Source organism: Novosphingobium resinovorum, assembly GCF_036352595.1.
Taxonomy (GTDB): domain Bacteria; phylum Pseudomonadota; class Alphaproteobacteria; order Sphingomonadales; family Sphingomonadaceae; genus Novosphingobium; species Novosphingobium resinovorum_B.
Genome location: NZ_JAZFAX010000022.1, coordinates 55325 through 79104, shown reverse-complemented (window position 1 = coordinate 79104; position 23780 = coordinate 55325). Strand labels below are relative to the sequence as shown.

Sequence of the window (23780 nt, the reverse complement as noted above, 5' to 3'; positions counted from 1 at the left end):
CACGATGGCACGTTCCGTCTGGAAAGGCCCCTTCGTCGACCTCTACCTTCTCAAGAAGGCCGAAGTCGCGCAGGATGCCGGCAGCCGCGCTGGTCCGATCAAGACCTGGTCGCGTCGCTCCACCATTCTCCCGCAGTTCGTTGGTCTCACCTTCCAGGTGTACAACGGGCACAAGTTCATTCCCGTTGCGGTCAACGAGGACATGGTCGGTCACAAGCTGGGTGAGTTCGCTCCCACCCGCTCGTTCCCCGGCCACGCCGCCGACAAGAAGGGCAAGCGCAAGTGAGCAAGCAAGCAGCACCCCGCCGCGTAGGTGACAAGGAAGCTCTTGCGGTCAACACGAACATTCGTGGTTCGGCCCAGAAGCTCAACCTTGTCGCCGCCCTGATCCGCGGCATGCGCGCGGAAGACGCGATGAACGTCCTGGCCTTCTCCAAGAAGGCCATGGCTGTCGACGCCCGCAAGGTTCTCGCCTCGGCGATCGCCAACGCGGAAAACAACCACAACCTCGACGTCGACGCTCTCGTCGTCGCCGAGGCGTCGGTCGGCAAGTCGGTGACCATGAAGCGTTTCCACGCTCGTGGTCGCGGCAAGTCCACGCGCATCCTGAAGCCGTTTTCGCGCCTGCGGATCGTCGTTCGCGAAGTCGAGGAGGCCTGATCCATGGGTCATAAGAGCAATCCGATCGGTCTGCGCCTGCAGATCAACCGTACCTGGGACAGCCGTTGGTTCGCCGAAGGCCGGGACTACGGCAAGCTGCTTGAGGAAGACCTCAAGATCCGCAAGTTCATCATCGAGACCCTGCCGCAGGCTGCGATCTCGAAGGTGGTGATCGAGCGTCCGGCCAAGCTGTGCCGCATCTCGATCTTCGCTGCCCGTCCCGGTGTCATCATCGGCAAGAAGGGCGCGGACATCGAGAAGCTGCGCAAGCAGCTGGCCGCGATGACCTCGAGCGAAGTGAAGCTGAACATCGTCGAAATCCGCAAGCCGGAAGTCGACGCCAAGCTGATCGCCCAGGGTATCGCCGACCAGCTGATCCGCCGCGTGGCGTTCCGCCGTGCGATGAAGCGCGCGATGCAGTCCGCCATGCGTCTGGGTGCCGAAGGCATCAAGATCATGTGCGGTGGCCGTCTCGGCGGCGCTGAAATCGCCCGTCTGGAGCAGTACCGCGAAGGTCGCGTTCCGCTTCACACGCTGCGTGCGAACATCGACTATGCCGCTGCCGAGGCGCTGACCGCCTACGGTATCATCGGCATCAAGGTGTGGGTCTTCAAGGGCGAGATCCTTGGTCACGACCCGATGGCGCAGGATCGACTGATGATGGAGGCTCAGACCTCCGGCGTCCGTCCGGCCCGCTGAGTCTAGGATAGAGTTAGCACCATGCTGCAACCGAAAAAGACCAAGTTCCGCAAGGCCTTCAAGGGCCGGATCAAGGGCGACGCCAAGGGTGGCACCGACCTGAACTTCGGTTCCTACGGCCTCAAGGCCATGGAGCCCGAGCGGATCACCGCCCGCCAGATCGAAGCGGCCCGTCGCGCGATCACGCGTCACCTCAAGCGCCAGGGTCGTCTCTGGATCCGCGTCTTCCCGGACGTGCCGGTTTCGAAGAAGCCTGCCGAAGTCCGTCAGGGTAAGGGCAAGGGTTCGGTCGAATACTGGGCGGCCCGCGTCAAGCCCGGCCGTATCCTGTTCGAAGTGGACGGTGTTGCCGGCCAGCTCGCCGCAGAGGCTTTCAGCCGCGCCGCGATGAAGCTGCCGATCAAGACCAAGGTCGTCGCCCGCCTCGGTGACACCTCGCACCTGGGAGGCGAATAATGGCCAAGACCGAAGATCTTCGCGCCAAGACCGACGACCAGCTGACCGCTGACCTCGTCGATCTCAAGCGCGAGCAGTTCAACCTGCGTTTCCAGGCTGCTACGAGCCAGCTCGAAGCCCCGGCACGCATCAAGGAAGTCCGTCGCGACATCGCCCGCATCAAGACGCTCCAGGCTGAGCGTTCCGCCGCGGCGAAGGCGTAAGGAGAAACACGATGCCCAAGCGTATTCTTAGCGGGACTATCGTCTCCGACAAGACGGACAAGACCGTGACCGTGCTCGTCGAGCGCAAGGTGAAGCACCCCCTCTACGGGAAGATCATCCGCCGCTCGAAGAAGTACCACGCCCACGACGAGGACAACGCCTTCAAGACCGGCGAGAAAGTCCGGATCGAGGAGACGGCGCCTTACTCGAAGACCAAGACCTGGAAGGTTCTTGACCGTCTTCAGGCGAGCAAGGGTACGGCACTCGAAGCCGAGGTTTGATCCTCCGCTGAGATCGAAGCCGGGGCTGCAAAGTCCCGGCTTTGGCCTTACCTGACACAAGTGTTGACCTTCGCGGGTGAATGCGGCAAAGGGCCGCCTTCGCCCGCGCAGGGCGACTCGGGCCTCTTCGGGGGCCTGTCTTTTTAGGAACTGCCGGACTGGTTCCGGCAAGCCAGATGAGAAGGACTCGGATCGATGATCCAGATGCAATCCAATCTCGACGTGGCGGACAACAGCGGCGCGAAGCGCGTCCAGTGCATCAAGGTACTGGGTGGCTCCAAGCGTCGTTTCGCCGGCGTCGGCGACATCATCGTGGTGTCGATCAAGGAGGCGCAGCCCCGCGCTCGCGTCAAGAAGGGCGACGTTCACCGTGCTGTGATCGTGCGCACCCGCAAGGACGTGCGCCGCACGGACGGCAGCGTGATCCGCTTCGACAGCAATGCTGCCGTGCTGATCAACAAGAACGAGGAGCCGATCGGCACCCGTATCTTCGGCCCCGTGGTGCGCGAACTGCGCGGCCGCGGCTTCATGAAGATCATCTCGCTCGCGCCGGAGGTGCTGTAATGGCCGCCGCTAAGATCAAGAAGGGTGACTCCGTCGTCGTCCTGTCCGGCAAGGACAAGGGCCGCACCGGCACCGTGCTTCAGGTTATCCCGAAGGACGGCAAGGTCGTGGTTGAAGGCGTGAACGTCGCTACCAAGCACCGCAAGCCGACCCAGCAGAACCCGCAGGGCGGCATCGACCGCGTTCCCGCTCCGATGGCGATCAGCAAGATCGCCGTTGCGGACAAGGACGGCAAGCCGACCCGCGTTCGCTTCGAAATCAAGGACGGCGTCAAGGTCCGCGTGGCCGTGAAGTCCGGGGAGACGATCGATGGCTGAGCAGTACACTCCGCGTCTGCGCACGAAGTTCGACGCTGAAATCGCGAAGGCGATGACCGAGAAGTTCGGTTACAAGAACGTGATGGAAATCCCGAAGATCGAGAAGATCACGCTCAACATGGGCGTCGGTGAAGCCAGCCAGGACAAGAAGAAGGTCCAGACTGCCGCTGCCGAGATGGAACTCATCGCCGGTCAGAAGCCCGTCATCACCAAGGCCCGCAAGTCGATCGCACAGTTCAAGCTGCGCGAAGGCATGCCGATCGGCTGCAAGGTGACGCTCCGCCGCGAGCGCATGTACGAGTTCCTGGATCGTCTCGTCACGATCGCGATGCCCCGCATCCGCGACTTCCGTGGCCTGAACCCCAAGTCGTTCGACGGCCGTGGCAACTACGCCATGGGCCTGAAGGAGCAGATCATCTTCCCGGAGATCAGCTACGACAAGATCGACAAGGTTCGTGGCATGGACATCATCGTGACCACCACCGCGAAGACCGACGACGAAGCGCGCGAGCTGCTGCGTCTGTTCGGTTTCCCGTTCCCGGCTGAAGAGTCGGAACAGCAGGAGGCGGCGTGAGCCGCTGAGGAAGAGAGCTTAAGTCCATGGCGAAACTGAGTTCCGTGAACAAGAATGAGCGTCGCAAGAAGCTCGTCAAGAAGTATGCAGGCAAGTACGAGCGCCTCAAGGCGGTCGCTGACGATCAGTCGCTCGATGAAACCGAGCGTCTCATTGCTCGCCTGAAGCTGGCCGAGATCCCGCGCAACGCAAACCCCACCCGGGTTCGCAACCGTTGCGCCACGACCGGCCGTCCGCGCGGTTATTACCGCAAGTTCGGCCTGTGCCGCGTCGAGCTGCGTGATCTTGCCAACAAGGGCATGATCCCCGGCGTGACCAAGTCGAGCTGGTAAGGGTTAGAAGCAATGGCATTGACCGATCCCCTGGGTGATATGCTCACCCGCATCCGCAACGGCCAGCAGGCGAAGAAGGACTCCGTCCTATCGCCGGCCTCGAAGCTGCGTGCGCGCGTCCTGGAAGTTCTCCAGCGTGAAGGCTACATCCGTGGCTTCTCCGACGACGCCACCGGCGCCCACCCGCAGCTGCGCATCGAGCTGAAGTACTTCGAAGGCGAAGCCGCCATCAAGCACATCGCTCGTGTCTCCAAGCCCGGCCGCCGCGTCTACTCGGGTTCCAAGGAACTCCCGGTCGTTCGCAACGGTCTCGGCATCACCATCGTCTCGACGCCTCGCGGCGTGCTCTCGGATGCCGAAGCACGTGCACAGAACGTCGGCGGCGAAGTGCTGGCGGAGGTGTTCTAATGAGCCGCATCGGTAAGAAGCCGGTGGCCGTTCCCAACGGCGTCACCGCCAACATCGACAACGGTGTTCTCTCGGTAAAGGGCCCCAAGGGCACCCTGACCCTGGGTCTGTCGGACCTCGTCACCTACTCGGTGGACGACGGTGCGATCGCCGTGCAGCCCATCGGCCAGTCGAAGCAGTCGCGCAGCCACTGGGGCCTTCAGCGCACCCTCGTGTCGAACCTGATCGAAGGCGTCACCAACGGCTTCACCAAGATCCTCGACATCAAGGGCGTCGGCTACCGTGCCGCTTCGCAGGGCAAGACCCTGAAGCTGCAGCTCGGCTACTCGCACGACGTCGACATCGCCGTGCCGGAAGGCATCGAGGTCAAGACCCCGGATAACACCACGGTCGAAATCTCGGGCATCGACAAGCAGAAGGTCGGCCAGCTTGCGGCCGAAATTCGCCGCTGGCGCAAGCCTGAGCCCTACAAGGGCAAGGGTATCGCCTACCGCGGTGAGTACATCTTCCGCAAGGAAGGGAAGAAGAAGTAATGGCAAAGCTGTCTCTCTTCGATCGCCGCGCGCGCCGCGTTCGCACCGCGCTCAAGGCCCGTTCGGGTGGTCGTCCCCGTCTGTCGGTGCACCGCACCGGCCGTCACATCTATGCGCAGATCATCGACGATGCGCAGGGCCACACCGTCGCTGCAGCCAACACGCTGGGCGCCAAGGGCACCGACCTCGACGCCGCGACCCGCGTTGGCAAGGAACTCGCCGAGGCCGCCAAGAAGGCGGGTGTTACCTCGGTCGTGTTCGACCGCGGTGGCTTCCTGTATCACGGCCGCGTCAAGGCGCTTGCCGAAGCCGCCCGTGAAGGCGGGCTGGAGTTCTGATCATGGCTGACGAAAACAACAACACGCAGCCGGTTTCGGCTGAAGCACCCCAGGGCGGCGCGCCGTTCGAGGGTAACCGCGAAGGCGGCCGTGGTCGTGGCGGCCGTGGCCGTGGCGGCAACGATCGCGGTGGTGAGCGCGGTGGCCGTGGCGGCCGTCGTGACGACCGTCGCGGCAACCGCAACGCCGACGAGGAGCAGGGTGAAGAGCTGATCGAAAAGCTCGTTCACATCAACCGCGTCTCCAAGACCGTCAAGGGCGGTAAGCGCTTCGGCTTCGCCGCGCTCGTCGTCGTCGGTGACGGCAAGGGCCGCGTGGGCTTCGGTCACTCGAAGGCCCGCGAAGTTCCCGAGGCGATCACCAAGGCGACTGCCTCGGCCAAGAAGAAGATGATCCGCGTCGCTCTGAAGGAGGGTCGTACCCTCCATCACGACGGCAAGGGCCACTTCGGCGCCGGCAAGGTGAACGTGCGTACGGCTCCGGCCGGTACGGGCATCATCGCCGGTGGTCCGATGCGCGCCGTGTTCGAGAGCCTGGGCGTCGCTGACGTCGTCACCAAGTCGGTGGGCACCTCGAACCCGTACAACATGATCCGCGCCACCTTCGACGCGCTGACCACGCAGACTTCGCCGAAGTCGGTGGCCCAGCGTCGTGGCAAGAAGATCGCCGACCTGCTTGGTCGCGGTGGTGCTACCGAGGTAGAGGCCGAGGCCGCTGCCGAAGCCATCGTGGAGTAAGCATCATGGCGAAGATCAAGATCCAGCAGATCGGTTCGCCGATCCGTCGCCCCGAGAGCCAGAAGAAGATCCTCATCGGTCTCGGCCTCGGCAAGATGCACCGTATCGTGGAGCGCGAAGACACCGCCGAAGTGCGTGGTGCCATCGCCAAGCTGCCGCACATGGTGAAGATCGTCGACTGAACCTTCACAGGTTCACGTTGAACGAGACAGAAGGGCCTCGGTGGAAACACCGGGGCCTTTTTGCATGGGTGGTGGCTGCCCCTTCGACAAGGTCAGGGTGACCCTTCGACAGGCTCAGGGTGAGCGGGGCTGAGTGCAAACCTCCCAATCCCGCTCAGGCTGAGCTTGTCGAAGCCCCCGGGGCATGGCGGGCCTTCCCGCAAGTAATGCTCTTCCAACCGCGCGCGGCTATGCTATTCGCGCCAGCTTCACCGGCGCCGCGTGGCGTCACGGAATCCATTCGGGGACAGGTCTTGATCGGCAAGCGGCTTCTGACGAGCACTATCCTGTGCATGGGGGCATTCGCGGCGGCGTCCTGTTCCCAGGGTGAGCCCAAGGGCAATCTCGGCGTCGAGGGCGCTGCGGTCACGCAGTGCGGTGACTTGCGGGCGGATACCGCGTTTCTCAGCAAGCTGCGCCTGAGCGACATCACGCTGCGGCGCCGGCTGAAGGACGGGCGCGCCAATGCCGTCGCGGAGGCGCACAAGGCGCTCGACATCGGGGACTTCCGCCTGATCGCGGGCACCACGGCCTCGGGCATTTCGACCGAGGCCTATGGCGTGCAATGCCGCATGCTCGGCGGGTTGTCGCCGTGGACGGTGCGCGCCGTCGCGTTCGTGCCGGAGGGCAAGGTCGCCGCCGGGCCGCAGGTGCCGGACGATACCGTCACCGGCTTCGGGCGGCGCTACAATGCGGCGATGCTGGCCGACCCGCGCTATCCTTATGCCGATGTCTGCCGGGCCGTTGACAGGGCCGGGCCGCAGCCGGTGCTGCCGGAAAATCCCGATGCCGGAATCGAGCAGCCTTATGGTTTCGCGGAACTCGGCGTCGCCCGCATGGAGCATGGGCTGGGCGCAGCGGCGCGGCGTGGATCGATCCGCGACATCGGCATCCTGCTGGAGCGCGATCCCAAGACGATCGACAAGCCGGACCTGTTCGGCCTGACGCCGCTTGCCTGGGCGGTCGCGTATCATCGCTGGCCCGCCGCGCAGGCGTTGCTGCGCGCGAAGGCGAACCCGATCGGGGGCACCTGCCAGACCACCATCGACCGCCAGTCCCCGCTGCAGATCGCGCGCGTCATGCGCTGGTACGGGGTCATCCGCGCGATGCGCCCGCTGGTGACCGATGAACAGTTCGCCAGCCTGCGTCAGAAGCCGCGGTGGGACGACGCCAGCCTGGTCGAGTTCAACCATGCCCTCACCGAGTTGAAGGAACGCTACGACGCGGTCCTGCGCCGCCAGCCGTTCGGCCGGCACGACCTCAACTTCCAGGTCGACGAGCAGGGCAACACCACCGAATGCACGATGGACCCGGCCTCCGGCGCCCCGGCGTTCGACAAGGAACTGTGCGGTCTCGCGGTGGAAATCGTCCGCTGGGCACCCGCGCGCGACGCCTTCGGCACACGCGTGCCGGAAAGCGCCAAGCTGCTGGTGGGCTTCGGCGGCGCGAACTGAGGCGCCGTCCGGAAGCAGGCGCGGAGCATAGGTTCGCGCCCGGTGCGGGCCTCAGTGCCGGTAGAACAGGGTGATCGAGGCGACGTGGTTCATCCGCGTGCGGCCGCGCGTCTGGTCGATGGTCTGGTTGAGGTAGCCCAGTTCCAGCGTCGAGGCGCCGGGCAGGCCGACTTCGGCGCCCACGAAGCTGCGCACCTGGTCCAGGCCGCCTTTAGCCCCCCAGTCGGTGCCGTTGAGTGCCACGAATCCTTCCGCGTAGACCAGCGCGTTGACCGCATCGCTGCCCGCTTTCAGCGGATGCTCGTAGCGAATCATCTCGCGCAGGCGCCAGCCGACATCGCGCCCGTCGGAGCGCCAGCGCTGCTCCAGACGCGTGCGGGAGGATAGTTCGCCTCCCAGCGGCTTGCCGAGCGCGAGGTTGAGTTGCTGGAAGCTACGCTCCTCGTTGATGTCCCGGCCGCCGTCCACCGGTGAGACGACATGCGCATAGCCCTGGTAAAGCGTTACCGAAGGGGACAGCTTCACCCCGACCGCGCCGCGCAGCAGCAACTGGTCGAGCCGCGAGACGCCGTCGCCCATGCGCGGTTGCAGTTCGGCGAAGTAGACCACGTCGCCCGCGATCGGACCCATCGCGGTCAGGTTGATCCAGGCGTGTTCGTCCTGCGTGGTCTCGGCGCGTGCGGCGGGAGCGGCGAGAAGCGCGAGCGGCGCGGCGATGAAGGCGAGGCGTGATGGCATCGGGCGGCGATATGGCTCGGTCATGTCCGGATCGTTGCCGCTGCGTCAGGTCTTGTGTCGCCGGGGCGGATGCGAACCCCTCTATCGCGCGGCGCGATCCGGCCTTACTCTACCCATCCATAACAAGCAGGAGAGGTGATCCATGTTCGTGAAGTTAACCGGGGCAGACCGTACCGCCACCGCCGTCAACGCCTCGCAGGTCACGTTCATTTCGCAGGTTTCCGAAGGCACTCGCATCCGCTTCGGGGAAGGCCGGTCGGTCACCGTGGTCGAGCCGCTCGAGGAGGTCATGGAGCGCCTGAACCATACGCTCTCGTTCCCGGAGACCTGACGGAGGGCCGGGCCCGCCTGCGGGTTTGCCTCAGGCGGGCTTCCAGCGCCTGAGGCGAGCGCGCACTTCGGCGACGAGTTCATCGAAGTTCGCGACTCGGGTGATGCCGTAGCGTTCGGCGGTGATATCGACATTGCCCTTGCGCCAGAAGCCGTCGGGGCACAGCACCACCACCTTGCCGCTGCGCCCGTGTAGGCCGAGTTCGAGCAGGCTGATGGGGCTCTGCGTGCCGGGCGCAAGGTACATCACGATCACGTCGGCGCTGTCGAGCGCCGCCAGTTCCCATTCCACCTGCTGACGGAAGTGCGGTTCCTCGGCAACCGGCTTCCAGGCCGGATTCCAGTCGGCGCGGCGCGGGTTCAGCAGGGTTGCGGGTTCGTCTGCCAGGGCGGCCGCGAGGTCGGCCTGCCAGTCGCGCGCGGAGCCCATCTCGATGCTGCCCCCCAGGAATACGCGCGGCCGGTCATGCGCCGCGGGAAGGGGAGCGGGGGACACGATGACGCCCGCCGCCGCCGGGGTGGCGGCCGCCAGTGCCGCGCCCATCATCGCGAAACCGGCCGTGAAGGCACGATGCGGCATCAGAATGTATCCTTGGCGCTGCGAAGCGCCGCGAAGGTTGCGACGGCATCGCCGGGGTGTTCCCAGCGGCGCTGCAACTGCGGGTCGTCGGCGCGCAGGAAGGGGTTGGTCCGCAGTTCGCGCTCCAGCTTGGCGGGCACGGTGGGCAAGCCCTTTTCGCGGCGACGGGCGATCTCCTCGGCATAGGCCTGGAGGTCCGCGTTGTCGGGGTCGGCGTGGAGGGCGAAGCGGGCGTTGGACGTGGTATATTCGTGCGCGCAGTAGATCATCGTCTCGCCCGGCAGCGCCTTGAGCCGCTTGAGCGAGGCCCAGAACTGCTCCGGATGCCCTTCGAACATGCGTCCGCAGCCAAGCGCGAACAGCGAGTCGCCGACGAACGCGATGCACGAGCCGGGCAGGTGGTAGGCGACATGGCCCTCGGTATGTCCGCCCACGTCGATCACGAAGGCCTGCCGGTGGCCGATGGTGACGACGTCGCCCTGGCCGACGGTGCGGTCGATCCCCTCGATCTTGTCCGCGTCGCCGGCTGGAGCGGTGATGCGGCAACCCGTCACGGCCTTGATCGCAGCGTTGCCGCCGGCGTGATCGCGGTGCCAGTGGGTGTTCCAGATCTGCGTGATCTGCCAGCCCTTGCGGCCTGCCTGCCGCAGATACTCGTCGGCGTCAGGGGTGTCGATGCAGACGGTCTCCTGGCTCTCCGGATCGTGCAGCAGGTAGCCGTAGTTGTCGGACAGGCAGGGGAACTGGTGGACTTCTAGCATGCGACCTCTCCTTGCCCGGACCATGTAGGCGCTCGGGCCGGCGGAGAAAAGGGCGCGGTGCCGGCGAGGGGCGGGGGTCAGCCCCGCCCACGCGCTTTTTCGTAGGCGATCCAGGTCGGCAGCCGTTCAGGGAAATCGGCAGGCATGGGCTCGGGATAGGCGTGGTTGCGCAAGGGCGTGGAGAGGATGCCGGGATACTCCTCGATCGGCACGTAGTAGAGGAAGCCGATGGTCCGCTCGGCGAACTTCCAGCCCGCGTCGGTGTTGCGATACGTGTCGTCGTAGCGGATGGCGGTGACCATCATCCTGCCGCCGCGCCACAGTTCGGCATGGCCGATCACGCGGCCGGTCGCCTCCTGCGAACCGTCGCCGACGAAGTCGATCTGGACGTCGTGCATGAAGTGGTGCCCCGGCCCGAGCACGTCGAAGCGGCCGTCGTACTGCGTCATGATCGCATCGACGCCGGTGGCGTTCATCACCCCGTCCGCCGATTTCAGCACTGCATCGGGCGCGAAGAGGGCGCGGATGCCGTCGATGTCGCGGTCGTCGATGGTGAAGCAGTAGCGGGCGACGAGCTGGCGGATCTGCGATTCCGCTTCCAGCCGGGCGATGCGCTGTTCCAGTGTCGGCATGTCTCTCTCCTCTTTTATCGGGCGTCTTCCAGGATCATGTCGGCGCACTTCTCGCCGATCATGATCGAGGGGGCGTTGGTGTTGCCGGACGGCAGGCTCGGCATGATCGAGGCGTCGGCGACGCGAAGCCCGGCGATGCCGTGGACGCGCAGGCGCGGATCGACCACCGCGTCGGCGCTGACACCCATCCGGCACGAACCGACCGGGTGCAGGTTGGCGATGGCGGCGGCGCGCACGTAAGCCTCGATCTCCGCGTCGCTGCGGGCATCGGCGCCGGGCGAGATCTCGCCCGCATTGTAGGGCGCGAGCGCGGGCTGGGCAGCCACGCCGCGCACCACCTTAACCGCCGCGATCATCGCGTCCACGTCCACGCGGTCGGTCAGGAAGTTCTGGCGGATCACCGGGTCGGCCAGCGGGTCCGGCCCGCGCAGCCGCACCGTGCCGCTGGCGCGCGGGTTGAGGTGGACCGGGCTCATCGTGAAGCCGGGGAAGGGGTGGGCCTTCATGCCCGCCGCCGTGCGGCTCTGCACGGTCCAGATGTTGGTGTTGACCTGCAGGTTGGGCCGGTCCTGCCGCGCGTCGGTGCGGGTGAAGATGCCCGCATAGATGCCGTTGCTGGCGAGCGGCCCCTTGTTGAACAGGATGTAGTCGATCCCCGCCTTCAGCTTGCGCAGCGGGCTGTTGGCCAGTTCGTTGATGGTGATCGGCCGGGTGCAGCGGAACATCAGCGAGATGTAGAAGTGGTCCATCAGGTTGGCGCCGACGCCCGGAAGGTCGAGCACCGGTGCGATGCCGCTTTCGCGCAAGTGCGCGGCGGGGCCGATGCCGGAAAGCTGCAGAAGCTGCGGCGACCCGAAGGCGCCGCCGCAGACCACCACTTCCCGCCGCGCCCTGGCGGTGACCAGGCCCGCTTTGGTGCGGTACTCGATCCCGGTGGCGCGGCCCCCTTCGACGAGCACCCGGGTAGCATGGGCGCCGGTCTCGATCTTCAGGTTGGCCCGCCCCCGCGCCGGGGTGAGGTACGCCTGCGAGGTATTCCAGCGCCGGTTGTTGCGGGTGGTCGTCTGGAAGAAGCCGGTGCCTTCCTGCTCCGCGCCGTTGAAGTCCGGGTTGTAGGGAATGCCCGCCTCCTGCGCCGCCTCGACGATGGCGACGGCGATCTCGGAGCGGCCGGGCTGGTCGGACACCGTCAGCGGTCCGCCGACGCCGTGATAGGCGTTGGGGCCGCGCTGCTGGTCCTCGGCCTTGCGGAAATAGGGCAGGACGTCGGCGAAGCTCCAACCCTCGCAGCCGCGCTGGCGCCAGTCGTCGTAGTCGCGCGCGTTGCCGCGGATGTAGAGCATGCCGTTGATCGAACTGGTCCCGCCCAGCACTTTGCCGCGAGGCTGGTACATGCGGCGGCCGCCGAGTTCGGCCTCGGGCTCGCTCTCGAACATCCAGTTGACCTTAGGATCGGCGAACAGCATCGGGTAACCCATCGGCGGCCTGATCCAGAACGCCTTGTCCTCCGGCCCGGCCTCCAGCAGCAGCACCGAGTAACGCCCGTTCTCGCTGAGCCGCGCCGCGACGACGCAGCCCGCCGAGCCCGCGCCGCTGACGATGAAGTCGAACTCCTCCATTTACGCCGCCTGCCCCGCAAGGTGTCTGCCCGCGATATAGGCGAAGGTCATGGCAGGGCCGATCGTCGCCCCCGCGCCCGGATAGGCTCCGGCGAAGACGTTGGCTTGGTCGTTGCCCACCGCGTAGAGGCCCTGCACGGGCGCACCTTCGCCGTCGAGGACGCGGGCGTGGCGGTCGGTCTTGAGCCCTGCGAAGGTGCCGATGATCCCGGCCTCCATGCGGATGGCATAGAACGGGCTCTTGGTCAGCGGGCCGAGGCAGGTGTTGGGTCGGTGCTCCGGATCGCCCTGATAGACATCGTAGACCCGCCCGCCGCGCCCGAACTCGGGATCGACCCCGGCTTCGGCATTGGCGTTGAAGGTCGCTACGGTGCGTTCCAGCGCGGCCGCGTCGATGCTGCACAGGGCGGCGAGTTCCTCCAGCGTCGCCGCGCGCTTAAGGTAGCCGCTGCGCACGTGCTCGCCGTGGGGAATGGGGAAGGGGCGGACCATGCCGATGCCCCATTTCTTCACCGCCGCCGCGTCACCGATCAGCCAGCACCACGCGCTGGCGTCGCCCTCGCTGGCGCGGGTCATCTGGGGGACGAGGTCGTGATAGGCGCTGGACTCGTCGCCGAAGCGGCGGCCGTCAGGGCGCACGGCGATGAAGCCGGGTTTCTGCCGGTCGATCAGGTGCGGCCAGACGCCAGTGAAGTCCTTTGATCCCGGCAGAACCGAGACAGGCATCCACGGCGCGGCATGGGCGACGTTGCCGTTGAAGACTCCACCAACGCTCTCGGCCAGACGGATGCCGTCGCCGGTATTGCCGGGGTTGGTCGGGTTGCGCTGCTCGCGGTTGTTCGCGGGCGCCGGGAACGTGGCGGCGCGGCGTTCCGGGTCGTTGGGGTAGCCCCCGCAGGCGAGCACGACGCCCCGGCGCGCGGTGATTCGCACCCGGCCTTGCGGCGTGTCGATCGCGGCCCCGGTAACGCGCCCGTCCTCGCGGGTCAGCCCGGCCACGGGGGAGGCGAGCCAGATCGGCACGTCGAGGTCGAACAGCGTACGCGCCAGCCGCGCCACCAGCGCCCGCCCGCGCACCACCTGCTGTCCCTCGCCATAGCGCAGCACGTCGGCGAAGTGCCTCGCCAGTTTCTTCGCGACGAAGCCCAGCGCCTTGACCGAGCGGCCCGCCTTCATGAACTGGATCATCTCCACGCCCGAACCCACGGCGAAACCGAGGAACAGTGTCTGCGGCAACTGCTGCTTGAGGTTCTTCAGGTGCGGCCCGAGTTCGCGCGCCTCGTAATCGACGGTGCCGATCGAGCGGACGATGGAGCTATGGTCGCTTTCCGAATGATAGTCGGGATAGTCCATGCCGTAGAACCGGACATGGCTGTTTTCTTCCAGAAAGCGCACCATGCGCGGCGCAGTGTCGAGGTAGGCTTCGACCCGGTCGGGCTCGATGTAGTTGCCGGTTTCCTCGACCAGATAGGCGCGGGCATTCTCGATGTCGTCGCTCTGGCCGGTGGCGCGCTGCATGGCGGGGGAGTGGTGGTTGCCGGGCACCCACAGCACGCCGCCAGAGGTCGCGGTGGTGCCGCCGAAGACGGCTTCCTTTTCCACCACCAGCACGTCCAGCCCGGCGCGCCGCGCAGTGACGGCGGCGGTGAGACCCGCCGCGCCGGTGCCGGCGATGAGGACATCCACTGTCATGTCCGTGCTCTTCATGCGCTCACCTTCTCTTTCGCGGCGTTGGCGCCGGCGATGCGGCCGAAGACGACCGCGTTGCCGATCGAGGCGCCGCCCGCCGCGTAGCATTGTCCGAACATGCCGCCGGTCGTCTCCCCGGCGGCGTAAAGGCCCGGCACCGGGCGATCGTCGGCGCCCAGCACGCGGGCTTCGGTGTCGATACGGATGCCGGTGCCGGTCCAGCAGATGATGCCGGGGCGGATATGCGCGGCGTAGTACGGCCCTTGCGCCACCGGCTGCAGCATCGCGGAGGGCTTGAAGTAGTCCTCGTCGTGGCCAAGCCGGACCAGCGCGTTGTAGCGTTCCACCGTGGTCGCCAGGCGCGCGGCGGGCAGTTCCAGCTTCCGCGCCAGTTCCTCCAGCGTCGGGGCGCTGGCCAGCGTTCCCGCCTCGACGTGATCGAGCAGGCGCTCCGCCGTCCAGTTGGGGGCGGGGCGATACCTGGTGGTCTTCGAGGCAAGCCGCGCGGTCTCGTCGAAGATCGCGAAGCAGTCCTGTCCGGGTTGCTCGTCGAGCACGGCGGCGAGGACCGAATACTCGATGGTCTCGTCGATGAACCGGCGGCCGTCGCGGTTCACCATCATCAGCCAGCCGGGAAGATAGCTTTCAAGGTCTTTCACGAAGCCGGGGGTGATGAGCAGAAGCCCGCGGTTCGCCTTGCTCAGCTGCCCTTCGACTTGCGCCGCAAGGGCGAGTCCGTCACCCCGGCAGGTGGGGGCGCCGATGTACCAGTGCAGATCGCCGTGGCGCGCGGCATCGGGATAGAGCCGGGCCAGAAGTTCGGGGTTGGCGCCGAAGCCCCCGGTGGCGATCACCGTGGCGGCGCTCCGCACCGGGGCGCCGTCCGCCACGATGCCGCAGACACGGCCGTCCTCGACCAGCAGCCGTTCGACGCGGGTGCCCAGCACGGTATCGACGTCGTGCCCGGAGAGGGCGCCTTCCAGCGCCTCGACGATGCCAGCCCCGTCGCCGGTGGCGCGATGCCCCCGCCGCACTTTGTCCACGCCCGAGGCATAGAGATTCCCGACCGTGAAGCCGACGCCGATCGCGCGCAGCCACTCGAACGCCTCGGTCGACCGCTCGCACAGGGTGCGGACCAGCGCGGGTTCCAGCTTGTACTGGTTGAGCGTCATGTAATAGTGGAACATCGCCTCGGCGGTGTCGTCGACGATTCCGGCCTCGCGCTGGAGCGAGGTTCCGGCGGCGTAGAACACCCCGCCCGACAGTGCGCTCGATCCTCCCGTGCGCTCGCCCGCCTCGATCATCAGCACGCGGGCGCCGCCCTCGGCCGCGAGCGCCGCGGCACTGAGGCCGGCGGCGCCGGTGCCGATGACGATGACGTCGTAGTCGAGAGCTTCGCTCATCGCCGTGCGGTCCCGGCGGCGGGGGATACAACGCAAGTGCTTTCAGCCAGAACCGGCATCGGGCGCCTCTCCATACATGGTTGTCATTGAGCCGCAGCGTCCGTTCCGCAGGGCGGCGGTGCGCTGGGCCGATGACCCGGAACATGCCGCCCACTCAGTAGTAAGTCTAGCTCAATTGTTGCGGAGTTGCCGCACTTTGCGATGCCGGTTCCGCTGAAACCCGCAGGTTTGGCGGGGTTGTGTGGTGTCCCGCATCATAAAAAAGCAATCATGATCGACTTTTTTATTGTCATGGAGCGCGCTCTTGCACATAAAGCGCAGCACAAAACAAGTTGGACCACCATGGCGACGAATCGTCGGACGGTCCGGGGAATGGGATGAAGACTGGCTCCACCGCGCGCTTCCGCACTTGCCGGGGCGGCGGTCATGCCTTCGATTTTCTAAAATAAGTCATCCTTCGCAGTGCGCGGGATGGCCGGGGAGAAGAGAATGAAGGATCTACCTGATTTTCGTCGTGCCTGCCTGCTTGCCGGGCTTCTGGCGTCGTCCTCCACGCTCGGGCTGGCCGGCCCGGCCTTCGCGCAGGATGCGGCGCCCGCACGCCAGGCGGCACCGCAGGCCGCTGCCGGCGGTCTCGAAGAGATCGTCGTCACCGCACGCAAGCGCAGCGAATCGCTGCAGGACATCCCCGTCGCGGTGACCGCCTACTCGCCCGCGCAGATCCAGCGGCAGGACATCTCCAACATCGAGCGAATCGCCGCTACGACGCCCAACCTCACGGTCGGCCGCGCCACCACCGGATCGGGCGCGCAGATATCTCTGCGCGGCATCGGCACTCCGGCAAGCGCGCTGGGTATCGAGTCCTCCACCGCGATCATCGTAGACGGCATCTACTACGGCAACGGCCGCATCCTTAACGAAGGCTTCTTCGACCTCGCCCGGATCGAAGTGCTGAAAGGCCCGCAGGCGCTTTTCTTCGGCAAGAACGCGACCGCCGGCGTAATCTCGATCACCACCGCCGACCCCGGCTCCAGCTTCGAGGCCTCCACTCGCGTCGGCTACGAGATTCGCGCGCAGCGTCCCTATATCGAGCAGATGGTCTCCGCGCCGCTGACCGATACCTTGGGCATCCGCGTCGCCCTGCGCGCCTCCAAGATGTACGGCGGCTATTCGAGGAACTACGCAACGCCTGTCACGTTCGGTGTCACCGACATTTCCGGCGGGCCGACCCAGACCTTCACCGCCGACCCGGCCGACCGCAAGTCGCCCAAGGAAGAGGAATACGTCGGCCGCGTCACCCTGAAATGGGAACCGACCGACCGGCTGACCAACACCCTGAAGGCTTCGGCCAGCTACAATACCACCAACGACGGCGCCTCGAACAACATCGTGTTCTCCTGCGCCAGCGGCTACAGCACGCTCCAGCCCGACGTGAAGTGCAAGCGCGACTGGAAATACTACCATAACCAGATGCCTGCCGAGATCGCGCAGGACTTCCCCTTTGCCCGCGACGACGGTGAGCTATATACCAAGTACCGCTCGTTCCAGGCGACCAACAACCTGCAGTACGAGCTGGACAACGTCACGCTGACCTCTGCCACGAACTACCAGTACCAGAACAACCGCTGGCTGACCGACAGCGACTACCAGCAGCGCACGACGCAGATCTACGTCGGATCGCGCGAAAAGTGGGAGGCCTTCTCCGAGGAACTGCGTGCGCAGACCACTTTCGACAGCCCGCTCAACCTGATGTTCGGCGTGCTTTACCAGAAGACCCGCCTCGACGCGTCGCAGTACGTCTATTCCGGAAACGTGCGTGACAGTTCCGCGCCGGAAGGCATGGAATATGTCGCCTTCGGCAAGGAATCCTGGACCAAGGGCGAGACGGTCTCCCCGTTCGGGCAGGTCGTGTGGAAGGTGATCCCCGAGATAGAGCTGGCCGCGGGCATGCGCTATACGCATGAGACCAAGGACAGCTTCTTCGTTCATCCCTACATCCGCACCGGGCAGATCTACCGCGAGAACGATCCGATCTACAAGGACCAGACGTTCACCAACTGGAGCCCGGAAGTGACCGCTTCCTACAAGCCGGTGCCCAACGTCAACATCTACGCGGGGTTCAAGACCGGGTACAAATCGGGTGGGTTCTCCAACGAGAGTTCGTACACCACCTCTTCGGTGCCGGCCGACCTCGACTTCGAACCGGAAAAGGCCAAGGGCTTCGAGGGCGGCGTGAAGACCACGCTGTTCAACAACCAGCTGCGCTTCGACGTGGCGCTCTACTCGTATGAATACACAAACCTGCAGGTGGACTTCTTCGAGGCGCAGACCTTCCGCTATATCACTACCAATGCCGGCTCGGCGCGCACCAAGGGCGTCGAGATCTCCACCGAGTGGGCGCCGCACGCGGTGCCGGGGCTGACGCTGCGCGGCGCGCTCAACTACAACAAGGCGCGTTACGTAGACTTCATCGCGCCCTGCGTCACCGGGCAGACCCCGGACCAGGGCTGCAGCACCACCGCGACCAGCCCTTACGGCGGCCTCTACGTGCAGGATCTCAGCGGCAAGCCCACGGCCAACGCGCCTAGGTGGACGGCGGCGCTGGGCGGCAGCTACGAGGCGGACCTGAGCCCCGACCTGTCGCTGTCGCTGTCGGCCGATGCGCGCTATTCGAGCAGCTACAACGCCTCGCCCTTCGCCAACCCGATCGCGACGCAGCCGCGGTACGTCAACCTCGATGGCTCGATCACGCTGAGTTCGAAGGCGGGCTGGGATCTGGCGGTCATCGGCAAGAACCTGACCAACCAGTTCGTGATCTCCGGCGCGCTGGATTCGCCGGCCACGGGTTCGGGCACCGGCACGGCGGCGGGGCGCCTTGGCGACCAGCGTGGCTACGCCAACATGCCTCGCACGGTGCAAGTGCAGGTCACCTACCACTACTGATCGCGCAGCGAATTGTCCGGTCGTCCTCCCGGACTTGCAGGACACCCATCCTCCTCTGGCCGGTGCACGTCCCCTCCAAGGCGCGCGCCGGCCTTCTTTCGTAAAGGGCAGCGCATGATCGACCCGGCGGCGATCTTCCACACCGGCATTGCCGTGGCCGATATGGCGGCGGCACAGGATTTCTATGCTCGCAGCTTCGGCGTCGAGTGGGCACCGGTCCACTGCTATCGCCCGCTGCCGCTGTGGATCGCGGGCGAGGGCTGGCGCGAGGTGGCGATCGACACGGTCTATTCGCGGCGCGGGCCGCACCGCCTGGAACTGATCCAGGGCCCGAAAGGCAGCTTCTACGATCCCGCGGCGATGCGCACTGCCACGCATACCGGCATATGGGTGGACGATGTCGGCAACGAGGTGGAGCGGCTCGCGACGCTCGGCTGGAGGGTGCTCGCGGCCAAGGGATCGCCGCAGGAGCGCTTCGGCAACATGGTCTATGTCACGGACGGCGGGCCGGTCTTCGAACTGGTGGGCCGCGAACTGGAGCCGATGCTGACGGCGTGGTTCAGCGAAGCGTGATCGGCTGAACGATCAGGCGGCGGTAGGCCTTGAGGCTCAGCCACAGGCAGCCGCAGCTCAGCAGCGCGGCGACGGCGCAGACGATGCCGAGCGAATCCCCGACGCGCATCTCGTCGCGGAACACCTTGTCGGTCAGGAACGCGACGCTGACGGGGGCGATGCCCAGACCCATCAGCGTCACTAGCACGATGTAGAGCGATGTCGCCAGCCCCCGCATGCGATTGGGTGTGACCACCTGCAGCGCGGTCGCCGCCATGGCGGTGGGGATCGAGTAGCAGAACGCGATCACGCCGCCGATCGCCAGCACCATGGCGTAGCCGCCGCGCAGCAGCAGCGCCACGCAGCAGGCGAACACCGCCATGGCAGAGATTACGCCCAGCCGCATGTTGGCGTCGTGGTATCCAGCGCGCCTCAGCCAGTTGCCGAAAGTCGGTCCCGCCAGCACCCCCAACGATCCGCCCACCAGCGAAAGGATGCCGTAAGCCATGCCGACCTGCCCGATCGTCGCACCGTACTGGCGGATCGTCACCGTCGGCAGCCAGGCGGGAAAGGCGTAGATCGGGATGATCGCCAGCGCCATGCCGAGGTAGAACCAGCCGTAGAACCCGCGATTGCGCCACAGCACCGCCAGCGTCGCACCCAGTGCCAGCGGCTCGGGCGCCTCTGCCGGGGTATTGTCCGAGAGTCCGCGCGGCGGCTCCTTCATCACCGCGACAAGCGCGATGCATACCAGCCCCAGCATGCTGACGAGGACGAAAGTGACCTGCCACGGCGCCATCGCGCCCAGCAGCGGCACGCCGCGAAAGTCGGTGGCACCCGCCCAGTCCATCACCAGCCCGCCCAGCAGCATGGCCATGCCGCTGCCGATGTAGGGCCCCATGTTGTAGATGCTGAGCGCACGGGCGAGCCGCCGTTCCTCGAACAGGTCGCTGAGCAGCGACCATGAGGACGGCGTCAGTCCCGCCTCTGCCGCGCCCACGCCCGAGCGGGCGGCGAACAGCGCGCCGAAGCTGCGGGCCAGCCCGCAGGCGGCGGTGAACAGGCTCCATACCGCGATGCAGCCCAGCAGGATGCGCCGTCGCCCCGAAGTATCGACCCAGCGCCCGAACACCGGGCTCATCAGCAGGTAGGCGATCGAGAACGCCGCGCCCTGCAGCACGCTGATCTCCAGGTCGGAGAGATGGAAGTCGGCCTTGATCGGCTGCACCAGCAGGTTGAGCACCTGCCGGTCGATGAAGCCGACGCTGAATGTGGTGGTCAGCGCGACCAGCGCGAACCACGGGGACCGGCGCAGGTTCACGCCATGGCGCCGTCGAGCAGGGCCAGCTGGTCGGCGCCGAGCGCCAGGCTGGTCCCGGCCAGCAGCTCGCCCAGCTGGGACACGCGCGAGACGCTGGCGATCGGCGCGCTGACGCCGGCCTGGGCCAGCATCCAGGCGATGGCGACGCTCACCATCGAGCCGCCGGAGCCTTGCGCGACTTGCTCCATCGCGGCGATCAGGCGCGGCACTTCGGGGCGCTCGAACAGCGGGCGCAGGTATTGCTCGCGAGGGTGGCCGGCGATGTCCTCGATCCTGCGGTACTTGCCCGTAAGCAGTCCGTTGGCGAGCGCGTAGAACGGCACGACCGCGAGCCCCTCACGCAGGGCGAGGGCCTGGAGCGGGCCTTCGTACGTATCGCGATCCAGCAGATTGTAGCGCGGTTCGATCACCGAGAAGCGCGCCCAGCCGTGAGCGTCGCTGGCCGCCAGCGCCGTCTCCAGCCGGTCGGGCGCGTAGTTGGAGGCGCCCAGCACGCGCACCTTGCCGGTGGTGACCAGCCTGTCGAAGGCTTCCAGCGTCTCTTCCAGCGGGGTCGCCGGATCGTCGCGGTGGGCAAAGTAGATGTCGATCGCGTCAGTGCCGAGGCGGCGCAGCGATTCCTCCACGGCGCCGGCGATGCGCGATGCCGAAAGGCCCGTGCCGCCGGCGCCGTCGAGCAGGCCGACCTTGGTGGCGATCAGCAGCGCGTCGCGCCGTCCGCCGTTGCGCAGCCAGTCGCCGATCAGCGTCTCGGATTCGCCGCCCGCATTGCCCGGCACCCAGGCGGAGTAGACGTCGGCGGTATCGACCAGCGATCCGCCCGCATCGACGAAGGCGTCGAGGATCGCGAAGCTCTCCTTGCGGTCGGCGGTCCAGCCGAAGACATTGCCCCCCAGCATCAGCGGGGTGGCGGAAAGGCCGGTGCGGCCGAGCGGGCGTGGCGTCATCGTCGAGGCTCCGGGTTCAGAAGTGGCGGACGGGATCGCGGCCATCCCACCCTTGCGAGGCAGCGCGGACCCGGGCGAAGATGTCCTGCATCACCGGCACCATGTCGATCAGTTCGACGATCGGGCCGGGTGCTTCGGGCGGCGGCTGGAGGTAGGCGAAGCGGGTGCGCTGCGAGGCGCCCTCGGTGGCGATGGTCAGGCCGGCGGCCAGCGCGGCTTCGCGCTGGGCCTCGAAATCCTCGCTCGCCATGCCGAGGTGGTGCAGCCCGCGCCCGCCCGCGCTCAGGAAATCGCGGTAGGTGGAGGGGGCTTCTCCCGGCACGATCAGTTCGATCTGGACCTCGCCGCTCTGCGCCAGCGCGACCTGCGAGATGATGTCGGTGCGCTCGGCGTCGCGGCCGTGATTGCGCAGCCAGGCGAACTGCGGGGCAGGCATGACGAAGAACGGGCCGATGCCGAGATGCCGCGTCCAGAACCTCATCGCCGGTTCCAGCGCCGGGACGAGATAGCCTGCCTGGATGGCCTTGCCGTAAAGCCTGCTCATGAACCTCTCACCGCCGTCGTGCGCGACCGATGGCATGTTGTCGGATGATAAAAACAATCAGTCAAGACTGTAAATATGACTGATTGAAGCTTGCCTGCCGGAGGTGCGATGTGCGCGAATATCATTAGAATTTAGGATGGTAATGGCGCATGGTTGCTCACCATGACTCGGTTGGTGGGCATTGCATCTTTCGTTTCATGACATATAAAACATTCACAAATGAATCTAAATTGGAGACGGAAATGCGGCGCCTCGAAGGCAGGGTGACGGTCATCACGGGCGCTTCCGGCGGCCTTGGCGAGGCGACCGCGCGCCGCTTCGCCCGCGAAGGTGCGCGGCTGGTGCTGGGTGATATTCGCGAGGAGGCCGGACAGGCGCTGGCGCAGGAACTGGACGCCGCATTCCTGCCTTGCGACGTTACTTGCGAGGGCGATGTCGCGGCGCTGGTGGACCGTGCGGTGGCGCTCCACGGCCGGCTGGACTGCATGGTCAACAACGCGGGCCAGCTCGGCGCCGTGGGCCGGGTGGAAGAGATCGCCGCGCAGAGCTGGCGCGATACGCTGGCGGTGCTGCTGGACAGCGTGTTCTACGGAATGAAGCACGCCGCTCGGGTGATGCGACCGCACGGAGCGGGTGCGATCCTTTCCACTTCCAGCGCCGCCGGGATCGCGCCGCTGGGGCCGCATGCCTATACCGCCGCCAAGCATGCGGTTGTTGGGCTGACCCGCTCGGTCGCTTCGGAACTGGCGGCGGACGGCATCCGCGTGAATGCGATCGCCCCCGGCAACGTGCCGACCCGCATGACCGAACTGGCCTACGGCGATGCCGCCGCGATGCGCAAGTCCGCCGAGGCGCGCAACCCGCTGCGCCGCGTGGTCGAGGGGGACGAAGTGGCCGCCGCCTTCGCCTATCTCGCCAGCGACGATGCGATCAACGTGACCGGGCAGGTCATCGCGGTGGACGCGGGCCTGGTCGAATGCCGCCTCGCCTCGGATTACTATGCGCGCGCGGCAAGCTACTTCGACGCGGAAGGCAAGCGCGGGATCTAGGGCGTGAACTCATGAATGTCGCCATCGAGGTTTGACCAAGTTGACCTAGCCGGCAGGGCGCATCGCGCGGATCTTGTCTTCCAGCAGCTTGAGCAGCGTGGGCACCATCGCCTCGTCGAGCGCGCCGGTCATCAGGTTGGTGGCCATGCCCTCGATCAGCGTCTGCGACAGCGCCATCGCCTGCGCGAACTGTTCGGGCGCGGACTGCCACTCGGGGAACAGGGCGATCGCCTCGGCATTGAAGCGCTCGCGGTATTCGACCTGCAGCGGGCGCATGATCTGCGCGAGTTCCGCGTCGGTCCGGGCCGCCATCGCGAGTTCGTGGAAGGCGACGAAGGCAGGCTTCTGCACCTGCTTCCAGTACGCGTTCACCATCGTCGCCGGTTCGTGCTCGGTCGTCTCCGAGGAGCGGCGGAAGGCGCGCAGGCGCCTTTCGTGCAGTTCGACGATGGTGGACCGGATGAGCGTGGCGCTGTTCTCGAAGTGATGGAGCATCGCCCCGCGCGAGAGGCCGGCCTCGGTCGCCACCAGCGGCGTCGTGGTGCCCGCATAGCCGACCTTGACGAGGCACTGGATGGTCGCCTCGATCAACCGTCCCCGGGTCTGCGCGCTCTTCAGGGATTGGCGGGTGGGACCGCCTTCCGCCGGAGACTTGCGGGTCGAGGTGCGGGCGGGCGCGCGCTCGGTGCGCTTGCGGGCGGGGCTGACGGCCAAACTGGGCTCCCTTGGGGGACGGGTGGTGCGGGCTATCCTCCTGCATGCTCGGGAGAATGGGGGCAACAGGAAACCGCATCGCGGCGCTGCTCGCATCGCGGTCAAGACGGCCGGGCGGTGTTCACGGCACGTACCCATGGCGTCAACGTCCCGGTCCTTGTCCGAGGAGCCAGGCATGCCC

31 protein-coding genes are annotated in these 23780 nt (G+C 66.5%); 20 read left to right on the top strand and 11 right to left on the bottom strand.

All coding sequences use genetic code 11. From position 1 onward, the window contains the following. The first annotated feature begins 4 nt into the window (after positions 1-4). From rpsS to V2S85_RS18775, 16 genes are all read left to right on the top strand, one after another. Positions 5-286 (top strand): 30S ribosomal protein S19, encoded by a 282-nt coding sequence (gene rpsS / locus V2S85_RS18850; protein WP_008828234.1) that lies wholly within the window; start codon positions 5-7, stop codon positions 284-286. Next, the gene (gene rplV / locus V2S85_RS18845) at positions 283-660 is read left to right on the top strand and encodes a 50S ribosomal protein L22 (protein ID WP_008828233.1); all 378 of its coding nucleotides are present in this window, start codon (positions 283-285) and stop codon (positions 658-660) included. The genes rpsS and rplV overlap by 4 nt, the downstream gene beginning before the upstream one ends. Positions 661-663: 3 nt before the next feature. Beyond that, on the top strand, positions 664-1359 hold the full coding sequence (gene rpsC, locus V2S85_RS18840) for a 30S ribosomal protein S3 (protein ID WP_008828232.1): 696 nt from the start codon (positions 664-666) through the stop codon (positions 1357-1359). 21 nt (positions 1360-1380) lie between these two features. Continuing rightward, on the top strand, positions 1381-1815 hold the full coding sequence (gene rplP, locus V2S85_RS18835; RefSeq protein WP_008828231.1) for a 50S ribosomal protein L16: 435 nt from the start codon (positions 1381-1383) through the stop codon (positions 1813-1815). Next, positions 1815-2018: a 50S ribosomal protein L29 gene (rpmC, locus tag V2S85_RS18830; protein ID WP_008828230.1), complete on the top strand. Its 204-nt coding sequence runs from the start codon at positions 1815-1817 to the stop codon at positions 2016-2018. Before rplP ends, rpmC begins: the two co-directional genes overlap by 1 nt. An 11-nt stretch (positions 2019-2029) precedes the next feature. Then, on the top strand, positions 2030-2299 hold the full coding sequence (rpsQ, locus tag V2S85_RS18825) for a 30S ribosomal protein S17 (RefSeq protein ID WP_008828229.1): 270 nt from the start codon (positions 2030-2032) through the stop codon (positions 2297-2299). A gap of 195 nt (positions 2300-2494) precedes the next feature. After that, on the top strand, positions 2495-2863 hold the full coding sequence (gene rplN / locus V2S85_RS18820) for a 50S ribosomal protein L14 (protein WP_008828228.1): 369 nt from the start codon (positions 2495-2497) through the stop codon (positions 2861-2863). Then, complete coding sequence (gene rplX, locus V2S85_RS18815) at positions 2863-3180, top strand: 50S ribosomal protein L24 (RefSeq protein ID WP_271184624.1); 318 nt, start codon at positions 2863-2865, stop codon at positions 3178-3180. Before rplN ends, rplX begins: the two co-directional genes overlap by 1 nt. Beyond that, complete coding sequence (gene rplE, locus V2S85_RS18810) at positions 3173-3754, top strand: 50S ribosomal protein L5 (protein WP_008828226.1); 582 nt, start codon at positions 3173-3175, stop codon at positions 3752-3754. The genes rplX and rplE overlap by 8 nt, the downstream gene beginning before the upstream one ends. Positions 3755-3780: 26 nt before the next feature. After that, complete coding sequence (rpsN, locus tag V2S85_RS18805) at positions 3781-4086, top strand: 30S ribosomal protein S14 (protein WP_008828225.1); 306 nt, start codon at positions 3781-3783, stop codon at positions 4084-4086. A 12-nt stretch (positions 4087-4098) separates the two neighbouring features. Beyond that, positions 4099-4494 carry a 30S ribosomal protein S8 gene (gene rpsH / locus V2S85_RS18800; RefSeq protein WP_008828224.1) on the top strand — a complete coding sequence of 132 codons (396 nt, stop codon included), beginning with the start codon at positions 4099-4101 and terminating at the stop codon, positions 4492-4494. After that, the gene (gene rplF, locus V2S85_RS18795) at positions 4494-5027 is read left to right on the top strand and encodes a 50S ribosomal protein L6 (protein ID WP_008828223.1); all 534 of its coding nucleotides are present in this window, start codon (positions 4494-4496) and stop codon (positions 5025-5027) included. Before rpsH ends, rplF begins: the two co-directional genes overlap by 1 nt. Further along, positions 5027-5365 (top strand): 50S ribosomal protein L18, encoded by a 339-nt coding sequence (gene rplR, locus V2S85_RS18790; RefSeq protein WP_008828222.1) that lies wholly within the window; start codon positions 5027-5029, stop codon positions 5363-5365. The genes rplF and rplR overlap by 1 nt, the downstream gene beginning before the upstream one ends. 2 nt (positions 5366-5367) lie before the next feature. Further along, positions 5368-6102, top strand: coding sequence for a 30S ribosomal protein S5 (gene rpsE, locus V2S85_RS18785; RefSeq protein WP_008828221.1), 735 nt, complete (start codon positions 5368-5370; stop codon positions 6100-6102). A 5-nt stretch (positions 6103-6107) separates the two neighbouring features. Further along, positions 6108-6284, top strand: a complete 177-nt coding sequence (gene rpmD / locus V2S85_RS18780) for a 50S ribosomal protein L30 (protein ID WP_008828220.1) — start codon at positions 6108-6110, stop codon at positions 6282-6284. Positions 6285-6577: 293 nt separating this feature from the next. After that, positions 6578-7777: an ankyrin repeat domain-containing protein gene (locus V2S85_RS18775; RefSeq protein WP_330704370.1), complete on the top strand. Its 1200-nt coding sequence runs from the start codon at positions 6578-6580 to the stop codon at positions 7775-7777. A 51-nt stretch (positions 7778-7828) separates the two neighbouring features. On the opposite strand, the gene V2S85_RS18770 is transcribed toward V2S85_RS18775, so the two are convergent. Continuing rightward, on the bottom strand, positions 7829-8515 hold the full coding sequence (locus V2S85_RS18770) for a DUF2490 domain-containing protein (protein WP_330704377.1): 687 nt from the start codon (positions 8513-8515) through the stop codon (positions 7829-7831). A gap of 142 nt (positions 8516-8657) precedes the next feature. Here V2S85_RS18770 and V2S85_RS18765 point away from each other — a divergent pair, with 142 nt between their 5' ends. Beyond that, entirely contained in the window at positions 8658-8846 is a 189-nt protein-coding gene (locus V2S85_RS18765) for a hypothetical protein (RefSeq protein WP_330704369.1), read from the top strand. A 30-nt stretch (positions 8847-8876) separates the two neighbouring features. Here V2S85_RS18765 and V2S85_RS18760 read toward each other — a convergent pair whose 3' ends face one another. The 6 genes from V2S85_RS18760 to V2S85_RS18735 form a co-directional block, all read right to left on the bottom strand. Next, positions 8877-9425 carry a nucleoside 2-deoxyribosyltransferase domain-containing protein gene (locus tag V2S85_RS18760; protein ID WP_330704368.1) on the bottom strand — a complete coding sequence of 183 codons (549 nt, stop codon included), beginning with the start codon at positions 9423-9425 and terminating at the stop codon, positions 8877-8879. Next, positions 9425-10186 carry a hydroxyacylglutathione hydrolase gene (gene gloB, locus V2S85_RS18755; protein WP_330704367.1) on the bottom strand — a complete coding sequence of 254 codons (762 nt, stop codon included), beginning with the start codon at positions 10184-10186 and terminating at the stop codon, positions 9425-9427. The genes V2S85_RS18760 and gloB overlap by 1 nt, the downstream gene beginning before the upstream one ends. 77 nt (positions 10187-10263) lie before the next feature. Continuing rightward, positions 10264-10818 carry a nuclear transport factor 2 family protein gene (locus V2S85_RS18750; protein ID WP_330704366.1) on the bottom strand — a complete coding sequence of 185 codons (555 nt, stop codon included), beginning with the start codon at positions 10816-10818 and terminating at the stop codon, positions 10264-10266. Between the two features lie 14 nt (positions 10819-10832). Beyond that, positions 10833-12437 carry a choline dehydrogenase gene (locus tag V2S85_RS18745; protein ID WP_330704365.1) on the bottom strand — a complete coding sequence of 535 codons (1605 nt, stop codon included), beginning with the start codon at positions 12435-12437 and terminating at the stop codon, positions 10833-10835. Further along, on the bottom strand, positions 12438-14129 hold the full coding sequence (locus tag V2S85_RS18740; RefSeq protein ID WP_330704364.1) for an FAD-dependent oxidoreductase: 1692 nt from the start codon (positions 14127-14129) through the stop codon (positions 12438-12440). A gap of 11 nt (positions 14130-14140) precedes the next feature. After that, positions 14141-15529 (bottom strand): FAD-dependent oxidoreductase, encoded by a 1389-nt coding sequence (locus tag V2S85_RS18735; protein WP_330704363.1) that lies wholly within the window; start codon positions 15527-15529, stop codon positions 14141-14143. 489 nt (positions 15530-16018) lie between these two features. Between V2S85_RS18735 and V2S85_RS18730 the strand changes: the two genes are divergently transcribed. Continuing rightward, the gene (locus tag V2S85_RS18730) at positions 16019-18472 is read left to right on the top strand and encodes a TonB-dependent receptor (RefSeq protein WP_330704362.1); all 2454 of its coding nucleotides are present in this window, start codon (positions 16019-16021) and stop codon (positions 18470-18472) included. 114 nt (positions 18473-18586) lie between these two features. Next, positions 18587-19045: a VOC family protein gene (locus V2S85_RS18725; protein WP_330704361.1), complete on the top strand. Its 459-nt coding sequence runs from the start codon at positions 18587-18589 to the stop codon at positions 19043-19045. Here the strand turns inward: V2S85_RS18725 and V2S85_RS18720 are convergent. The 3 genes from V2S85_RS18720 to V2S85_RS18710 are packed head-to-tail and all read right to left on the bottom strand — an operon-like array spanning position 19032 to position 21836. Next, positions 19032-20345: an MFS transporter gene (locus V2S85_RS18720; protein ID WP_330704360.1), complete on the bottom strand. Its 1314-nt coding sequence runs from the start codon at positions 20343-20345 to the stop codon at positions 19032-19034. The two genes, V2S85_RS18725 and V2S85_RS18720, sit on opposite strands and share 14 nt — an antisense overlap. After that, positions 20342-21292: an aldo/keto reductase gene (locus V2S85_RS18715; protein ID WP_330704359.1), complete on the bottom strand. Its 951-nt coding sequence runs from the start codon at positions 21290-21292 to the stop codon at positions 20342-20344. Before V2S85_RS18715 ends, V2S85_RS18720 begins: the two co-directional genes overlap by 4 nt. A 16-nt stretch (positions 21293-21308) precedes the next feature. After that, complete coding sequence (locus V2S85_RS18710) at positions 21309-21836, bottom strand: VOC family protein (protein ID WP_330704358.1); 528 nt, start codon at positions 21834-21836, stop codon at positions 21309-21311. A gap of 242 nt (positions 21837-22078) precedes the next feature. Here V2S85_RS18710 and V2S85_RS18705 point away from each other — a divergent pair, with 242 nt between their 5' ends. Beyond that, positions 22079-22885, top strand: a complete 807-nt coding sequence (locus V2S85_RS18705) for an SDR family oxidoreductase (RefSeq protein ID WP_330704357.1) — start codon at positions 22079-22081, stop codon at positions 22883-22885. A gap of 45 nt (positions 22886-22930) precedes the next feature. Here V2S85_RS18705 and V2S85_RS18700 read toward each other — a convergent pair whose 3' ends face one another. Beyond that, positions 22931-23599, bottom strand: coding sequence for a TetR/AcrR family transcriptional regulator (locus V2S85_RS18700; RefSeq protein ID WP_330704356.1), 669 nt, complete (start codon positions 23597-23599; stop codon positions 22931-22933). Positions 23600-23780 lie beyond the last annotated feature (181 nt).

Coding starts and splice junctions, on each gene's coding strand:
- V2S85_RS18765 (WP_330704369.1), top strand. CDS start 8,658: ATGTTCGTGAAGTTAACCGGGGCAGACCGTACCGCCACCGCCGTCAAC.
- rpsS (WP_008828234.1), top strand. CDS start 5: ATGGCACGTTCCGTCTGGAAAGGCCCCTTCGTCGACCTCTACCTTCTC.
- V2S85_RS18770 (WP_330704377.1), bottom strand. CDS start 8,515: ATGCCATCACGCCTCGCCTTCATCGCCGCGCCGCTCGCGCTTCTCGCC.
- rpsE (WP_008828221.1), top strand. CDS start 5,368: ATGGCTGACGAAAACAACAACACGCAGCCGGTTTCGGCTGAAGCACCC.
- gloB (WP_330704367.1), bottom strand. CDS start 10,186: ATGCTAGAAGTCCACCAGTTCCCCTGCCTGTCCGACAACTACGGCTAC.
- rplP (WP_008828231.1), top strand. CDS start 1,381: ATGCTGCAACCGAAAAAGACCAAGTTCCGCAAGGCCTTCAAGGGCCGG.
- rplN (WP_008828228.1), top strand. CDS start 2,495: ATGATCCAGATGCAATCCAATCTCGACGTGGCGGACAACAGCGGCGCG.
- V2S85_RS18725 (WP_330704361.1), top strand. CDS start 18,587: ATGATCGACCCGGCGGCGATCTTCCACACCGGCATTGCCGTGGCCGAT.
- V2S85_RS18730 (WP_330704362.1), top strand. CDS start 16,019: ATGAAGGATCTACCTGATTTTCGTCGTGCCTGCCTGCTTGCCGGGCTT.
- rpmC (WP_008828230.1), top strand. CDS start 1,815: ATGGCCAAGACCGAAGATCTTCGCGCCAAGACCGACGACCAGCTGACC.
- rplR (WP_008828222.1), top strand. CDS start 5,027: ATGGCAAAGCTGTCTCTCTTCGATCGCCGCGCGCGCCGCGTTCGCACC.
- V2S85_RS18715 (WP_330704359.1), bottom strand. CDS start 21,292: ATGACGCCACGCCCGCTCGGCCGCACCGGCCTTTCCGCCACCCCGCTG.
- rpmD (WP_008828220.1), top strand. CDS start 6,108: ATGGCGAAGATCAAGATCCAGCAGATCGGTTCGCCGATCCGTCGCCCC.
- rpsC (WP_008828232.1), top strand. CDS start 664: ATGGGTCATAAGAGCAATCCGATCGGTCTGCGCCTGCAGATCAACCGT.
- V2S85_RS18710 (WP_330704358.1), bottom strand. CDS start 21,836: ATGAGCAGGCTTTACGGCAAGGCCATCCAGGCAGGCTATCTCGTCCCG.
- rpsN (WP_008828225.1), top strand. CDS start 3,781: ATGGCGAAACTGAGTTCCGTGAACAAGAATGAGCGTCGCAAGAAGCTC.
- rplX (WP_271184624.1), top strand. CDS start 2,863: ATGGCCGCCGCTAAGATCAAGAAGGGTGACTCCGTCGTCGTCCTGTCC.
- V2S85_RS18740 (WP_330704364.1), bottom strand. CDS start 14,129: ATGACAGTGGATGTCCTCATCGCCGGCACCGGCGCGGCGGGTCTCACC.
- rplF (WP_008828223.1), top strand. CDS start 4,494: ATGAGCCGCATCGGTAAGAAGCCGGTGGCCGTTCCCAACGGCGTCACC.
- V2S85_RS18735 (WP_330704363.1), bottom strand. CDS start 15,529: ATGAGCGAAGCTCTCGACTACGACGTCATCGTCATCGGCACCGGCGCC.
- rpsH (WP_008828224.1), top strand. CDS start 4,099: ATGGCATTGACCGATCCCCTGGGTGATATGCTCACCCGCATCCGCAAC.
- V2S85_RS18745 (WP_330704365.1), bottom strand. CDS start 12,437: ATGGAGGAGTTCGACTTCATCGTCAGCGGCGCGGGCTCGGCGGGCTGC.
- V2S85_RS18705 (WP_330704357.1), top strand. CDS start 22,079: ATGCGGCGCCTCGAAGGCAGGGTGACGGTCATCACGGGCGCTTCCGGC.
- rpsQ (WP_008828229.1), top strand. CDS start 2,030: ATGCCCAAGCGTATTCTTAGCGGGACTATCGTCTCCGACAAGACGGAC.
- V2S85_RS18750 (WP_330704366.1), bottom strand. CDS start 10,818: ATGCCGACACTGGAACAGCGCATCGCCCGGCTGGAAGCGGAATCGCAG.
- V2S85_RS18760 (WP_330704368.1), bottom strand. CDS start 9,425: ATGCCGCATCGTGCCTTCACGGCCGGTTTCGCGATGATGGGCGCGGCA.
- rplE (WP_008828226.1), top strand. CDS start 3,173: ATGGCTGAGCAGTACACTCCGCGTCTGCGCACGAAGTTCGACGCTGAA.